Origin of the sequence: Corallococcus sp. AB011P (assembly GCF_003611605.1) — a bacterium.
GTDB classification, from domain to species: Bacteria; Myxococcota; Myxococcia; order Myxococcales; family Myxococcaceae; genus Corallococcus; species Corallococcus coralloides.
Genome location: NZ_RAVX01000037.1, coordinates 1 through 15,042, shown reverse-complemented (window position 1 = coordinate 15,042; position 15,042 = coordinate 1). Strand labels below are relative to the sequence as shown.

At 69.3% G+C, this 15,042-nt stretch carries 10 protein-coding genes; 6 read left to right on the top strand and 4 right to left on the bottom strand.

What is annotated here, in order from left to right:
* Positions 1–26: 26 nt before the first annotated feature.
* Both D7X30_RS40435 and D7X30_RS40430 read right to left on the bottom strand, forming a co-directional pair.
* The gene (locus D7X30_RS40435) at positions 27–2,408 is read right to left on the bottom strand and encodes an RCC1 domain-containing protein (RefSeq protein WP_147443432.1); all 2,382 of its coding nucleotides are present in this window, start codon (positions 2,406–2,408) and stop codon (positions 27–29) included.
* Positions 2,409–2,802: 394 nt separating this feature from the next.
* Positions 2,803–3,630 (bottom strand): MBL fold metallo-hydrolase, encoded by an 828-nt coding sequence (locus D7X30_RS40430; protein ID WP_120568316.1) that lies wholly within the window; start codon positions 3,628–3,630, stop codon positions 2,803–2,805.
* Positions 3,631–3,737: 107 nt separating this feature from the next.
* Here D7X30_RS40430 and D7X30_RS40425 point away from each other — a divergent pair, with 107 nt between their 5' ends.
* The 3 genes from D7X30_RS40425 to D7X30_RS40415 all read left to right on the top strand — a co-directional run bounded on the left by D7X30_RS40425 (position 3,738) and on the right by D7X30_RS40415 (position 7,713).
* A complete protein-coding gene (locus tag D7X30_RS40425) occupies positions 3,738–4,514 on the top strand; it encodes an AraC family transcriptional regulator (protein ID WP_120568315.1) in 777 nt (258 codons plus the stop codon).
* Positions 4,515–4,713: 199 nt separating this feature from the next.
* The gene (locus tag D7X30_RS40420; protein ID WP_120568314.1) at positions 4,714–6,807 is read left to right on the top strand and encodes a S46 family peptidase; all 2,094 of its coding nucleotides are present in this window, start codon (positions 4,714–4,716) and stop codon (positions 6,805–6,807) included.
* Between the two features lie 141 nt (positions 6,808–6,948).
* Positions 6,949–7,713: a phytanoyl-CoA dioxygenase family protein gene (locus D7X30_RS40415; RefSeq protein ID WP_120568313.1), complete on the top strand. Its 765-nt coding sequence runs from the start codon at positions 6,949–6,951 to the stop codon at positions 7,711–7,713.
* Positions 7,714–7,725: 12 nt separating this feature from the next.
* Here the strand turns inward: D7X30_RS40415 and guaA are convergent, their stop codons facing one another.
* A complete protein-coding gene (gene guaA, locus D7X30_RS40410) occupies positions 7,726–9,279 on the bottom strand; it encodes a glutamine-hydrolyzing GMP synthase (RefSeq protein ID WP_120568312.1) in 1,554 nt (517 codons plus the stop codon).
* Between the two features lie 124 nt (positions 9,280–9,403).
* On the opposite strand from guaA, the gene D7X30_RS40405 reads away from it, so the two are divergent.
* Positions 9,404–9,994, top strand: coding sequence for a hypothetical protein (locus tag D7X30_RS40405; RefSeq protein ID WP_120568311.1), 591 nt, complete (start codon positions 9,404–9,406; stop codon positions 9,992–9,994).
* Positions 9,995–10,087: 93 nt separating this feature from the next.
* Here the strand turns inward: D7X30_RS40405 and guaB are convergent, their stop codons facing one another.
* Positions 10,088–11,545, bottom strand: a complete 1,458-nt coding sequence (guaB, locus tag D7X30_RS40400) for an IMP dehydrogenase (protein WP_120568310.1) — start codon at positions 11,543–11,545, stop codon at positions 10,088–10,090.
* 164 nt (positions 11,546–11,709) lie between these two features.
* Here guaB and D7X30_RS40395 point away from each other — a divergent pair, with 164 nt between their 5' ends.
* Positions 11,710–13,944, top strand: a complete 2,235-nt coding sequence (locus tag D7X30_RS40395; RefSeq protein WP_120568309.1) for a TIGR02266 family protein — start codon at positions 11,710–11,712, stop codon at positions 13,942–13,944.
* A 137-nt stretch (positions 13,945–14,081) separates the two neighbouring features.
* Positions 14,082–15,042, top strand: a 961-nt coding sequence (locus D7X30_RS40390; RefSeq protein ID WP_199724695.1) for an AMP-binding protein, incomplete at its 3' end; no start/stop codon positions are given.

Here is a 15,042-nt window from a genome sequence, read left to right as displayed (position 1 = left end):
TGCTGATGGGCGGACGCTTCTGGACGTCAGTCTTCCAAGCCCTGCACCCGCACGGGCGCGGTGCGGTCGAGGGTCGTCCCATCGCCCAGCTCGCCCTCGGCGTTGTAGCCCCAGGTCCACACGGTGCCGTCCCGCAGCAGCGCCATGGAATGCGCGTCGCCTCCGGCCACGGCCGTCACCGCTGTCAGTCCTGGTACCTGCGCGGGCGTGAGGCTGCCCGTGACGGTCTGATTCCCGAGCTGGCCCGTGTCGTTGCGGCCCCAGGTCCACGCGGTGCCGTCCTGCTTCAGCGCCAGCGAGTGATAGGACCCGGCGGCAATGGCCGACACGCCCGTCAATCCCTGCACCTGCACCGGGACCGGGCTGTTCACGGCCGCCCCATTTCCGAGCTGACCGTCGGTGTTCCGGCCCCACGCCCACACGGTGCCGTCCTGCTTGAGCGCGAGTGAATGGACGAGCCCCGCGGCGATGGCCGATACGCCCGTCAGCCCCGGCACCTGCGCGGGCGTGAGGCGGCTCGCGGTGGTTCCGTCGCCCAGCTGTCCGGAGCTGTTGTAGCCCCAGGTCCACACGGTGCCGTCCTGCTTCAGGGCGATCGAGTGATAGGTGCTCGCGGCCAGGGCCGTGACACCCGTGAGGCCCGGCACGGACATCCGCTCCGTGCGGCTGACAGTGGTCCCGTCTCCCAGTTGGCCCAGGTTGTTGAGGCCCCAGGCCCAGACGGTGCCGTCCTGCTTGAGCGCGAGTGAGTGGTACGTCCCCGAGGCCAGGGCCGTGACACCCGTGAGGCCGGGCAGCGGAGCCGGTGTCACTCGGACCATGTCCGCGGCGTCCCCCAGTTGGCCGGAGTCGTTGTACCCCCAGCCCCACACGGTGCCGTCCTGCTGGAGTGCAAGCGTGTGATAGGCGGTGGCGGACAGGGCCGTGGTTCCCGTAAGGCCCTGCACCTGGATCGGAACGGGCAGGAATCGATCCACGTTCGTCCCGTCCCCGAGCTGCCCATAACCGTTGTGGCCCCACGCGGACGCGGTGCCGTCCTGTCTCACGATCAGGCTGTGCGCGCCTCCCGCCGCGATCCAGGTCACTCGACTCGGCGAGGGTGTGCACGGCGTGCCGCCCTCCAGGACCATGGAGGCGCTGGCGGACAACCCCAGCGCGTTGTGGACGGTCACCGTCACCGTGAGGGACGTGCCCGAAGAAAGGCAGGCGCCCGCGGTCCAGAGCACCTCACTGGTCATCGCGCCGTCGCTGGCAGTACCCAACCCGGCCGCGTTGGCGGTCCAGGCAAAGGAGAGCGCGCTGCCCTGCGGATCTCGCGCTCTCGCGCGGAAGACGACGGTGTCACCCTGCGCAGGCACGGTGGCGATCGAGTGGAATGTCTCCACGATCTCTGGCGGGAACCGCCCCGTGGTAGGCGACGTCGTCACGTAGACGGTGAGGCTGCCAATGCCCTGTCCGCCACGACCGTCACGCGCCGCGACGCTGAGCGTGCAGGTGCCGCCAGGAGGCTGGGCCGAGGGCGTGAAGCTGGGACTGGCGGAGGTGGCATTGGCCAAGGTGCCCGCGCAACTGGCCGTCCACTCGTAGCTGAGGCTGTCTCCGTCCGCGTCGCTGGCGGAGGCCGTCACCTGGGTGGACTGGCCTACGACCACAGAGGAAGGCACGGCTGTCATTCCAGCCACCTGAGGCCAGGTGTTGAAGGAGATGTTGACGGCGGCGCTGCCATTGCCGGTGCTCACCGTGATGGTGACGCTGAGGGCAGCCGAGGCGCCCTTGGAGTCCGTCACCGTCAGCGTCAGCACCACGGGGCCCGCGGAGGCGGGTGCTGTCCATGAAGTGGCGAGGCTGGAAGCGGCGCTGAAGCTGCCGGTGGCCGCCGTCCACGCATACGTGAGGGTGTCGCCTGCGTTGAGGTCATCCGCGGTGGCCAGGAGGGTCACCTGGCCGCCCGGGGCCACGGTGGCAGGGCTCGCCACCAGGGAGAGGATGCGCGGCGCGGTGTTGTCGAAGGGCGGCGGTGCGTTCACCTCCTGGAGCAACAGGGTGACCGCCGTCGTCTGCCCGGCCTGGATGGTGACGGGCGTCACTTGCCCCGAGTAACGGACGATGTTGGAGGCATCGAAGGCCTGCGCGCTGAAGGTGCGCCCGGTGCCCGCGGGCAATTGCCCAAGCACCCCACCCCACTGCCCCCCTGTCTTCACCAGCGCGTCCGTACGCGTCGTCATGCCGGCGCCGAACACGGTGAGCTCCACGCGGGCGATGTCGCTGGCGCTCAAGGCTTGCGGCAGCGTCACCACTGCCTGCGCGCTGCCCTCCGCCACCGCCATGGCCTGACCGCCGCACCCGGTCAGGGCCAGCACGAGGCCCAGGGCCAATACCGCCAGCCCGGTTCGACTCTTTCGACCCATGAAACGCTCCAGCACTTGGGACAGTGAGGTCCCGCAGGCCGTGGCTTTGTCACCACGCTTCCAGCGGGCCTCCTCCAGCAAGGGCGCGGGACTTTACGAGTAGTCATTTCGACTTCGCCTCTGAGTCGCTCCCGCGCCACGGAAGTCGCTCGGGACTCTCCGTGTTCGTCCCTCTCAAGCGCTACCCAACAGGGTGGATCCACACTCCCTGGTGACGAGCCATGCCTCACGGTGAGTCGGACAGGTTCGCGCCTCCCGAGGCCCAAGGCTGTGCTGGCCCGGCAGGTGAAAAACCTGTCCGACAGTCGGACAGGTTCGCGGTGCTCGAGGCCCGGGGGCGCGCTGGCCCGATGACGCGAACAGTCGGCCCGGCGTTCGGGGCTACCGAGTTGTCTCAGCCCGCTCGGATCCGATCGAACTCCACGGCGCAGTGCGCTGAGAACACCTTCACCTCGTGCCCATGCGCGCGTACCAGGCCGCGCAGCCGCTCCTGGTTCTGGAGCCGCACGGCGTTGTCCTCGGAGTACAGCCGCTGGAACAGCGCCACGCCCCACGGGCTCCTCGGCGCGACCGGGTCCACTTCGTGGTGGCTGAAGTACGCGTCCCCCGCGTGCAGCATCCAGCCTCCGGGCCCCTTCACCGCGACGCCGCAATGGCCCGCCGAGTGGCCCGTCAGCGGCACCAGCAGCACCTCCGCGTCCAGGCCTGGAATCACCCGCACCGCCTCGAAGCCGAACCAGCGCTCACCGTCCACCGCGTACCGGCTCCACTTCGGCCCGTGGGCCCACTGCACCGGCTTGTAGCCGTGCCTCGCGCCCGACACCGGAGGCACCACCGCCGCGGCGTGTTCTTCCGCGAAGACGTGGACCTGCGCGTCCGGGAAGTCCACCAGGCCTCCGACGTGATCCAGGTCCAGGTGCGTGGGCACGATGTGCCGGACGTCCTCGCGCCGGAAGCCCAGCCGCTCCACCTGGGCCAGCGCCGTCTCCGCCGGGTCCAACCGGGGCGTGTTCCGTCTCACGAAGCGCTGTCCCAGCCGCCCCCTCGCGTCCTGCACATCCCGGGTCCCCAGGCCCGTGTCCACGAGCACGAGCCCCCGGGACGTCTCCAGCAGCAGGCAATGGCAGACCATCCTGGCCCGCTCGAACAGGCCGCCCGAGCCCGTGACGAACCGGGCACTGGCGGGACACAGGGTTCCACAGTTGAGGTGATGGATTCGCATGCCCGGCAAGGTACGAACCGGGCCCCGGTCCCCGATTGGAGGAATCGGCCATCCGGCACGGGCCCCGGGTTGAAGCGAGGGTCCGTCCGTCCCATGCTTCCCCACGCATGGCCGCTCTGGCTGACAACGCGCTGGCTCCTCGGGCCGACCTGTCCCGCTTCGTCCAGCGCGTGCGCGTGCTCTGGCGCGGTCCCTCTTCGGGCGACTACGTCCGCGTGCCAGACGGCACCGTGGAGCTGGTGGTCCGCGTCACCTCCTCCACGTGCGACGTGCACGCCCTGGGGCCTCGGGAGCAGGTGGTGCGCAAGGCGCCCTCGGAGGTTCCGCCCGACACGCTGGGCATCCAGTTCAAGCCCGGCGGCGCCTACCCCTTCTTCGGCCTGCCCATGTCGGAGCTCGCCCACCGGTCACTCTCCATCGACACGCTCTGGGGCAAGGCGGACGGCGCCCGGCTCCGCGAAGCGCTCGCGGAGGCTCCCTCCTCCCAGGCCCGCCTGCGCACGTTGGAGGTCGCGCTCGTGGATCGGCTCCACCGGGACGACGTCTACGAACCGGCCGCCGCGTACCTCGTGCGGCGCGGCATCCGCTTGCTCACCGGCTCCGGGGAAATTCCTCGCGTCGCGGATCTGGCCCGCACGCTCGGCGTGAGCGAACGGCACCTGCGGCGCACCTTCGACGATGTGCTCGGCATGGGACCCAAGTCCTACGCTCGGCTCGTGCGCTTCCAGCGCGCGCTCCAGGCCTCCACCGCCCAGGGCGCGCGGCCGGACTGGGGAAGCATCGCCGCCGGTGCGGGCTACTATGATCAGGCCCACTTGATCGCGGACTTCCGGGCCGTGCTGGGCACCACACCGGGGGCATGGGCGCGCGCACGGGCGGCCTGAGCGGGCTCGGACGCGCTGCGTCGGGACCCGGCGGGTGGGGAAAGCGCCTGCCCTGTGAGCGTCCCAGGGAATCGTTCGGGCGCTCGGACGTTATGCGGCAGGCGTGGGCGTTTTCCCAGCTTGACCGACGCTGGGCCATCCCTCACAAACGCCCCGTCCCCGCGGAGCTCCGTCCCGCGGCCCGAAAGGATCCCATTCAATGAAGCGATTGGTCGTCATCGCCGCCCTCGTGGGTGCCGCTCCGGCGCTCGCCGATGAAGGCATGTGGACGTACAACAACTTCCCCGCCGCCAAGGTGAAGGAGAAGTACGGCTTCCAGCCGGATCAGCAGTGGATGGACAAGCTCCGCCTGGGCGCGGTGCGTCTGGCCGGCGGCTGCTCGGCGAGCTTCGTGTCGCCGGACGGCCTGGTGATGACCAATCACCACTGTGCGCGCGGCTGCATCGAGCAGCTGTCCACCGCGAAGCAGGACTACCTGGCCAACGGCTTCTACGCGAAGACCCAGGGCGAGGAGAAGCAGTGCCCGGCGATGGAGGTGAACCAGCTCGTTGAGATCACCGACGTCACCGAGCAGCTCAACAAGGCCACCGCGTCGCTGACCGGCAAGCAGTACTCGGACACGCTGAAGGCCGAGATGTCCAAGGTGGAGAAGGCCTGCGCCAACGGCGACGACAAGGTGCGCTGCGACCTCGTCACGCTGTACCAGGGCGGCAAGTACAACCTGTACAAGTACCGCCGCTTCCAGGACGTGCGTCTGGTGTTCGCCCCGGAGCACGCCATCGCCTTCTTCGGCGGTGACCCGGACAACTTCGAGTTCCCCCGCTACGACCTGGACGTGACGTTCGTGCGCGTCTACCAGGACAAGCAGCCGGTGAAGACGCCGGACTACTTCAAGTGGTCCGAGGGCGGCGCGAAGGAGAATGATCTCACGTTCGTGGCCGGCAACCCGGGCCGCACCTCGCGCGCGCTGACCATCGCGGAGCTGGAGTACACCCGCGACGTGTCCCTGCCCAAGACGCTCATGTACCTCTCCGAGCTGCGCGGCATGCTCACCGAGTTCCAGAAGCGTGGCCCCGAGCAGAAGCGCATCTCCAGCAACCTCCTCTTCGGTGTGGAGAACGGCCTGAAGGCGTCCAAGGGCCGCCACGAGGCGCTGCTCGACAAGAAGTTCTTCGCCTCCAAGGTCGCCGCGGAGCAGGAGCTGCGCAAGAAGGTCGACGCGAACCCCGAGCTGAAGAAGAAGTACGCCGCCGCCTGGGACGAGATCGCCAAGGCGGAGGCCCAGCTGCTCACCCTCCGCAAGGACCTGAACTTCCTCGAGCAGGGCAATGGACTGTCCTCCGGCCTGTTCCACACCGCCAGGGCGTTGGTGCGCGCTGGCGACGAGCTGCCCAAGGACAACGGCCAGCGCCTGCGCGAGTTCAACGACGCCAACCTGACCGCCCTCAAGGCGCAGCTCTTCAGCCCCGCGCCCATCTATCCGGAGCTGGAGATCGCCCGCCTGACGTTCGGCCTCACCAAGATGCGGGAGGAGCTGGGCGCCAAGCACCCGTTCGTGAAGAAGGTGCTGGGCAAGGAGTCCCCGGAGCAGGTCGCCACCCGTGTGGTGAAGGGCACGAAGCTCATCAACCCGAAGGCGCGCCAGGCGCTCTGGGACGGCGGCAAGAAGGCCGTGGACGCGTCCAAGGACCCGATGGTCCAGCTGGCCCTGCTGACGGATCCGGACGCCCGCGCCATCCGCAAGAAGTTCGAGGAGGACGTGGAGTCCATCATCAAGAAGAACAGCGAGCTCGTCGCCAAGGCGAAGTTCGACATCTACGGCACCAGCCAGTACCCGGACGCGACCTTCTCCCCGCGCGTGTCCTTCGGCTCGGTGAAGGGCTACACGGATGCGGGCCAGCAGGTCGCCCCCATCACCCAGATGTCCGGCACCTTCGAGCACGCCACGGGCCAGGAGCCGTACGCGCTGCCCAAGTCGTGGCTGAAGTCGGAGAAGGTCATCACCGGCACCACGCCGATGAACTTCATCACCACCAACGACATCATCGGCGGCAACTCCGGCTCGCCCGTGGTGAACAAGAACCAGGAGGTCGTCGGCCTGGTGTTCGACGGCAACATCCAGTCGCTGGGCGGCGAGTACGGCTTCGACGAGTCCGTGAACCGCACCGTGGCCGTGCACTCGGAGGCCATCATCGAGGCGCTCCAGAAGATCTACGGCGCCACCCGCGTCCTGGAAGAGCTGCGCCCCGGCAGCACCAAGGTCGCGCCGGTGAAGGCGAACCCGGCGGGGTAGTCTTCCCGCAGGCATCCTGAAGCACCCCAGAGGCTGCCCGGTTCGCTCCGGGCAGCCTCTTCGTTCATCCTCCGTCAGGGAGAGCGGCGACCTGCCGTGAACGCATGGTGCCCCGGCACTTCCCCCGGGGTCAGGAGGCATATGGACGCGCGCGCCGAGCAGTTCATGCGGGACGGGTTCCTTCGCATCGACGGGGCCTTCCCCCGGGAGGTCGCGGACGAAGCCCGGGCCCTCCTCTGGCGGGACACGGGGTGTGATCCGGACCGGCCCGCCACCTGGACCCGCCCCGTCATCCGCCTGGGCATGTACACCCAGAAGCCCTTCGTGGACGCCGCGAACACGCCCGTGCTGCACGCGGCCTACGACGAACTCGTCGGCGCCGGCCGGTGGCTGCCACTCCGGTCGATGGGCACGTTCCCCGTGCGCTTCCCCTCCCCGGAGGATCCAGGCGACGCGGGGTGGCACATCGACGTGGGGTTCGACTTCGACAAGCCGGACTTCATGGACTGGCGCGCCAACGTCGCCTCGAAAGGCCGGGCGCTGCTGATGCTCTTCCTCTTCTCCGACGTGGGCGAGGACGACGCGCCCACCCGCATCCGCGTGGGCTCGCACCAGGACATCGCGCGGTTGCTGGGCCCGGCGGGCGAGGCGGGCCTGACGCTCCGTCAGCTCGCGGCCAATGGCTTCGCGGAGTCCGCCCACCGAGGGGAGGTGCTGGCCACGGGCGAGGCGGGCACGGTGTACCTGTGCCACCCCTTCCTCGTGCACTCGGCCCAACCCCACCGGGGAACGCGGCCGCGCTTCATGGCGCAGCCGCCGCTCTTGCCCCGGGAGCCCCTGAGCCTGGCCCGGCTCCCGGAGGACACGTCGCCGGTGGAGGAAGCCATCCGGCGCGCGGTGACGTAACGCCCTACCGCCTCACTCCCACTCGATGGTGGCGGGCGGCTTGGACGAGATGTCGTAGACGACGCGGTTGATGCCGCGCACCTCGTTGGTGATGCGCGAGGAGATCTTCTCCAGGATGGGGAACGGGATGCGGGCCCAGTCCGCCGTCATCCCGTCCACGCTGGTGACGGCGCGCAGCACGCAGGTGGACTCGTAGGTGCGCTCGTCGCCCATCACGCCCACGCTCTGCACCGGCAGCAGCACGGCGAAGGCCTGCCACACCTCCTTGTACAGGCCGGCCTTGTGGATCTCCTCCTGCACGATGGCGTCCGCGCGGCGCACCAGGTCCAGGCGCTTCTCGTTCACCTCGCCCAGCACGCGGATGGCCAGGCCCGGGCCCGGGAACGGCTGGCGGGAGACCATCTCGTCCGGCAGGCCCAGCTCGCGGCCCAGCGCGCGGACCTCGTCCTTGAAGAGCTCGCGCAGGGGCTCCACCAGCTTGAGCTTCATCTGCTCCGGCAGGCCGCCCACGTTGTGGTGGCTCTTGATGGTGACGGACGGGCCCTTCCACGACACGGACTCGATGACGTCCGGGTACAGCGTGCCCTGCGCCAGGAAGCCCGCGTCCTGCACGTCGCGCGAGGCCTCCTCGAAGACAGCGATGAACTCCCGGCCGATGATCTTCCGCTTCTGCTCCGGATCCGTGACGCCGGCCAGCTTCGACAGGAAGCGCTCGCGCGCGTCCACCGTCTTCAGCGGCACGTGGAAGCGGTCCACGAAGAGCGCCTCCACCTGCGCCCGCTCACCCTGACGCAGCACGCCGTTGTCCACGAAGATGCACTGGAGCCGGGGGCCAATCGCCCGGTGCAGCAGCAGCGCCGCCACGGAGCTGTCCACGCCGCCGGACAGCCCGCAGATGACGCGGCCTTCGTCACCGACCTGCTTGCGGATGGTCTCCACCGCCTCGTCGATGAAGCCCTTCATCGTCCACGAGCCAGAGACCTTGCAGTCGTTGAAGAGGAAGGCGCGCAGCATGGCCTTGCCCTGCGGCGTGTGGACCACCTCCGGGTGGAACTGGAAGCCGTACCAGGGGTTCGTCTTGTGGGCCGCCGCCGCGAAGGGCGAGTTGCCGCTGCGGCCGATGGCCTCGAAGCCGGGAGGCAGCTCGTCCACCCGGTCGCCGTGGCTCATCCACACCTGCACCTGGTCGCCCGGGCGGAACTCCGCGAAGGGGCCTCGCGCGGAGAGCACCTCCACCGCCGCGCTGCCGAACTCGCGGTGCGCGCCCCGGTCGATGCGGCCGCCCAGGAGCTTGGCGAGGAGCTGGAGGCCGTAGCAGATGCCCAGCACCGGGACGCCGGCCTCGAAGACGTAGGGGTCGCAGCGCGGGGAGCCGGGCGCTTCCACGGACGCCGGCCCTCCGGAGAGGATGATGCCCTTCGGCGCGAACTGCCGGATGTCGGCGGCGGGGAGGTCCGGGCGGTGGATCTCGCAGTACACGCCCAGCTCGCGCACCCGGCGGGCGATGAGCTGGGTGTACTGGCTCCCGAAATCAAGGATCAGGATCTTCTCGGAGTGCAGGTCCACCGGCGATTCTCCCAGGGGGCGTCGTTGACGGGTGGGGGCCCTTATCGCTACAAACTTCGGGAAATCAACGCTGAAAGGCCGTCAATTGTTCGTGCGCCGCCTGTCCGCTTCCACTGCAGCAGCCATGCTCCTCCTGTCTTCCTCGGGGTGCGTGAAGGAGATCACCTCCGACGAGCGTCTGGAGCGTGACACCCGCAGCGTCGCGGTGAAGGACGCGCCGGGGGTCGAGGCGCTGTCCAAGCTCACCTGCGACGACACCTCCGCGCCCCTCAACAAGGCCCGGGACGTGAACCGCCCGGAGTCCGACCGGCTGGTGGACTACGTCAATCTGTACTCCTCCCTGAAGGACCGCACCCACACCTTCGAGGAGGCCATGGCCCGCAACCCGGACCTGAGCTACCGCGAGGGCAGCCAGAACCTGGTCAACGCCAAGGACGCCTGCATCCAGCAGACCGCGGACGTCCGGGTGGAGTTCGAGACCTACCTGCGTGAGCTGGTGGCCGTGCCCACGGTGCAGGAGATCAAGGGTGGCAACACCGTCACGGTGGCCCGCCTGGACTTCGGCACCCTGAAGAAGGCCATCGAGACGCTGGACCCGGACGACCGCGAGTCGCTCCTCCAGAGCGTGAACTCGGCGGAGAAGCGCGTGTCCGCCACGGCCGCCCCCGCCGAGGACACGTCCACCACGGGCGGCGGCAAGCGTCGCGGCAAGTAGTCGCCCGCTGTCCTCCCCCGGCGCCTTGGCCGGGGGAGACTCCCCTGCCCCGAAGCCTCCCGGTGACGGTGAGGCCCTGGGGCGGTGGAAGCCCTACTCCATCCGGTAGTTGGGCGCTTCCTCGGTGATGATGACGTCGTGCACGTGGCTCTCCTTGAGCCCGGCGGACGTGATGCGCGTGAAGGTGGCCTTCGTGCGCAGGTCCTCGATGGTGGCGCAGCCCACGTAGCCCATGCCGCTGCGGATGCCGCCCAGCATCTGGTGCACGTTCATGGAGAGCGTGCCCTTGTACGGGACGCGGCCCTCGATGCCTTCCGGCACCAGCTTCACCGCCTCCACGTCGGACTGGAAGTAGCGGTCCTTGGCGCCCTGCTTCATGGCGCCCAGGCTGCCCATGCCCCGGTAGCTCTTGTAGCTGCGGCCCTGGTACAGGATGACGTCGCCGGGGGACTCCTCCGTGCCGGCGAACAGCGAGCCGATCATCACGGAGCTGGCGCCCGCGGCGAGCGCCTTCACGATGTCGCCCGAGTACTTGATGCCGCCGTCGGAGATGATGGGGATGCCGTGCTTGTCCGCCTCGCGGGCGCAGTCATCCACGGCCGTCACCTGGGGCACGCCCACGCCGGCCACCACGCGGGTGGTGCAGATGGAGCCCGGGCCGATGCCCACCTTCACCGCGTCCACGCCCGCTTGAATCAGGGCGTGCGTGCCCTCGGCGGTGGCCACGTTTCCGGCGATGAGGTCGAAGCCCTTGAAGTTCTTGCGCGTGTCGCGCACGCCTTCGATGACGCCCTTCGAGTGGCCGTGCGCGGTGTCCACGACGATGACGTCCACGCCCGCCTTCACCAGCGCGTCGATGCGGGCCTCGCGGTCCGGGGACACACCCACGGCGGCGGCGCAGAGCAGGCGGCCCTTGGCGTCCTTGGCGGCGTACGGGTGGGTGCGGCGCTTCTCGATGTCCTTGATGGTGATGAGGCCCTTGAGCTCATAGGCCTCGTTGACGACCAGGAGCTTCTCGATGCGGTGCTCGTGCAGCAGCTTCTGGGCGTCGTCCTGGGCGATGCCCTCGTGGCCGGTGACGAGCTTCGTCGTCATCACGTCCTCGACCTTCTGGGACAGGTTCTTCTCGAAGCGCACGTCGCGGCTGGTGAGGATGCCCACCAGGCGCTTGCCCTGCACCACGGGCACTCCGGACACGCCGTGAACCTTCATCAGCTCCAGGGCGCGGGCGAGCGGCGCCTTCGGGTCGATGGTGATGGGGTCCACGACCATGCCGCTCTCGAACTTCTTGACCTTGAGGACCTCCAGGGCCTGCTGCTCGGGCGTCATGTTCTTGTGGATGACGCCGATGCCGCCCTCCTGGGCCATGGCGATGGCGGTGCGCGCCTCCGTCACGGTGTCCATGGCGGCGGACAACAGGGGCACGTTCAGCCGGATGTTGCGGGTGAGGCGAGTGGTGAGGTCGGCATCACGCGGGGTGACGGCGCTCTCACCGGGCAGCAGGAGCACGTCGTCGAAGGTGAGGGCCAGCCGGATATCGTGGTTCAACATGGGGGCTCCCGGAGGCCCCGCGGGGCACCAGCGCCCGGCGGGTGCGTGTCCATACGGTTTGCGCGGCTGCCGCGCAACGGAAGAAGGTTTTTTGCCGCTCGTTCCCGGAAGGTTCAGGTGATACTCGGTGTCCCACCAACACTTATTGGGACTTGGACCGGGCCTTGGCGGAATTGAATCAAGCGGGGGCGGTCGGGCTGGTGGTGAAGCTGCCCTTCGCCACCCCCGAGGAGTTCCTCGCGAAATACGGGGGCAACATCACCCGGGGCGGCATCTATTTGCGCGCCAAGGCAGTGCGCCCCCCGGGCACGGCCGTCACCCTGGACCTCCGCCTGGCAGGCGGCGACCGGCTCCTCTACACGACGGCCATCGTCCACTTCGTCACGGGCCAGCAGGGCCAGGGCATCTCCGGCATGGGCCTGAAGTTCGGGGAGGCGGATCCCGCGACCCGCCGGTTCCTGGACGCCGCGGTCGCCATCCTCCCGCACGCCCAGTCGGAGTTGCCGCCCGTGCCCAACGGCGTGGGCCCCCCGGACTACACCGTGCCCGCCCCGGCGGCGGCCCCTGCCCTGCCCCCGGCCACGGACGCCGGCGCCCCGGCCCGGATGGACGCCCCGGCTGCTCCGGCCGCGCCCGCGCTGGAGATGGTGACGGATGCGTCACTGGGGCTGAACACCGAGGAGCCTCCCCGGACGGGGCCGGTGATCGGCATCGACCTGGGGACGACGAACTCGTGCGCCGCGATCGTGCGCGGCAACAAGCCCGGGGTGATGCCCAGCCGCGAGGGCCACAACACGGTGCCCTCCATCCTCGCGTTCAACCAGCGCGGCAGGCTGGTGGTGGGCCACCCCGCGAAGGGGCAGATGCTCACCAACCCGCGCCAGACGGTGTACGGCGCCAAGCGGCTGGTGGGCCGGCCGTACGCGTCGCCCATCGTCGGGCAGATAAAAGACCGCTTCCACTACGAGATCGCCGCGGGCCAGTCCGGCGAGGCGGCGGTGCGGTTGGGTGACCGCATCTATTCGCTCCAGCAGATCTCCGCGCTGATCCTCCGCGAGGTGCGCGAGGTGGCGCAGAACCAGCTGGGCCAGATGATCTCCCGGGCGGTCATCACGGTGCCCGCCTACTACAACGACAACCAGCGGCACGCGGTGCGCGAGGCGGGCAAGCTCGCGGGCCTGTACGTGGAGCGCATCCTCAACGAGCCCACGGCGGCGGCGCTGGCGTACGGCTACGGCAAGAAGCTGAACCAGCGCGTGCTGGTGTACGACCTGGGCGGCGGCACGTTCGACGCGTCGGTGCTGGAGCTGCACGACACCGTCTACGAGGTGATCTCGACCGGCGGCGACACGTTCCTGGGCGGCATCGACTTCGACAACGCCATCGTGGAGTACCTCCTGGAGGAGTTCCAGCGGCAGACGGGCCGCGCCTTCCAGGGGGACCGGGTGGCCCTGCAGCGCATCAACGACGCGGCGGAGCGGGCCAAGTGCGCCCTGTCCGAGCGCTCCGAGATGCGGGTGCACGTGGCCTTCGTCACGATGATCGACAACAAGCCGTACGACCTGGACGTCACGCTCTCGCGGCAGAAGTTGATCGCCCTGACGGAGGGGCTGGTGGACCGCACGGTCCAGGTCTGCGAGGAGGTGCTCCAGGCCAAGGGGCTGAAGCCGCAGGACATCGACGAGGTGATCCTCGTCGGTGGGCAGAGCCGCTTCCCGCTGGTGCACGAGAAGATCACGAAGTTCTTCGGCCGGCCGCCCAGCAAGGGCGTGCACCCGGACGAGGCCGTGGCGCTGGGCGCGGCGCTGCTGGCGCACAGCCTGGGGCAGATGGAAGGCGTGGTGCTCATCGACGTGCTGCCCATGGCCATTGGCGTGGGGCTGCCGGGTGGGCGCTTCAAGCCGGTGCTGGAGCGCAACGTGTCGCTGCCGGCGGCGAAGAGCTACACGCTCTCCACGCACCGGGATGGGCAGACGGAGCTGGAGCTCACCGTCTTCCAGGGCGACTCCGAGCGCGCGCAGGACAACGAGTACCTGGGCACGCTGCGGCTCGCGGGCCTGCCGAAGAAGCCGCGCGGCGCGGTGCAGGTGACGGTGACGTTCGAGGTGAACAACGAATCGCTGCTCAAGGTGACCGCGAAGGAAGGCACCACGGGGCGCGAGGTCGTCAGCACGTTCACCACCCGCGATACACCGGAGGCGGTGAAGGCGCGGCTGGCGCAGGAGGAGCCCGCGCCGGCGCCGGTGCCTCCGGTGGTGACTCCGGGGCGCGCGGCGCCGGTGGCGCGCAAGGTGGCGGCGCCCTCGCCCGTCGTTCTGGAGGCGGCCCCGGATGCGGCAGTCGTGTCAAAGCAGAAAGGTTTCATGGGGTGGTTGAAGGGACTGTTCAGCCGCGCGTGAGGGCGTGTCGGGTCCCTGCTCCCCGAGTGGGCTGGCGTCGCAGGCCTCCCGTGTTTCATCACCGGGAGTGCCTACGGGATTGAGCAGTCGGGCTGCTATGAAGTGTCGAAATTTTCGACACATGGACGGCCCCCCCCGTGACCGACCTCCCCCAATGCCTTCCTGGCGTACTGCTGAAGCTTGCCCAAAAGCCGACCGCCCGGGCGCCGCTCTACACATTCCTAGGAGACGACGGCGAGGAGATCGTCTGGAGCGCGTTCGACCTGGACGTGCGAGCGCGACGAATCGCGACGGCGCTGCGTGAGCGAGGCGCGCAAGGCGAGCGCGTGTTGCTGCTGTACCCGCCGGGGCTGGACTACATCGCGGGCTTCTTCGGCTGTCTGTACGCGGGAGCGGTGGCGGTGCCCGCGTATCCGCCGGACCCGATGCGACTGGAGCGCACCCTGCCCCGCCTGCGGGCCATCATCCATGACGCGCGGGCGTCGGCGGTGCTCACCACGTCGGGCATCCTCGGGCTGTCGGACTTCGTCTTCGAGCAGGCGCCGGACTTCCGCGCGCTGCAGTGGATGGCGACGGATGAGTTGCCGGAAGGCGGCGAGCGGGACTGGGTGGCGCCAGAGGGCCTGGGCGCGGAGTCGCTCGCGTTCCTTCAGTACACGTCCGGGAGCACGGGCACGCCGAAGGGAGTGATGCTCACGCACGGCAACCTGCTGCACAACCTGTCGCTCATCCACGGTGCGTTCGGCGCACGTGCGGACAGCGTGGGAGTCATCTGGCTGCCGCCGTACCACGACATGGGGCTCATCGGCGGCATCCTGGAGCCGCTGTACGGGGGCTTCCCGGTGACGCTGATGTCGCCGATGTCCTTCCTCAAGCGGCCGATGGCGTGGCTGGAGGCGGTGTCGCGCTTCGGAGGCACCATCAGCGGCGGGCCGAACTTCGCGTTCGACTTGTGCGTGAGAAAGAGCACGCCGGAGCAGCGGCGGGCGTTGGACTTGAGCCGGTGGGAGGTGGCGTTCTGCGGCGCGGAGCCGATTCGCCCGGAGACGCTGGAGCGCTTCGTGGAGGCGTTTGGCCCCAGTGGCTTCCGGCGCGAGG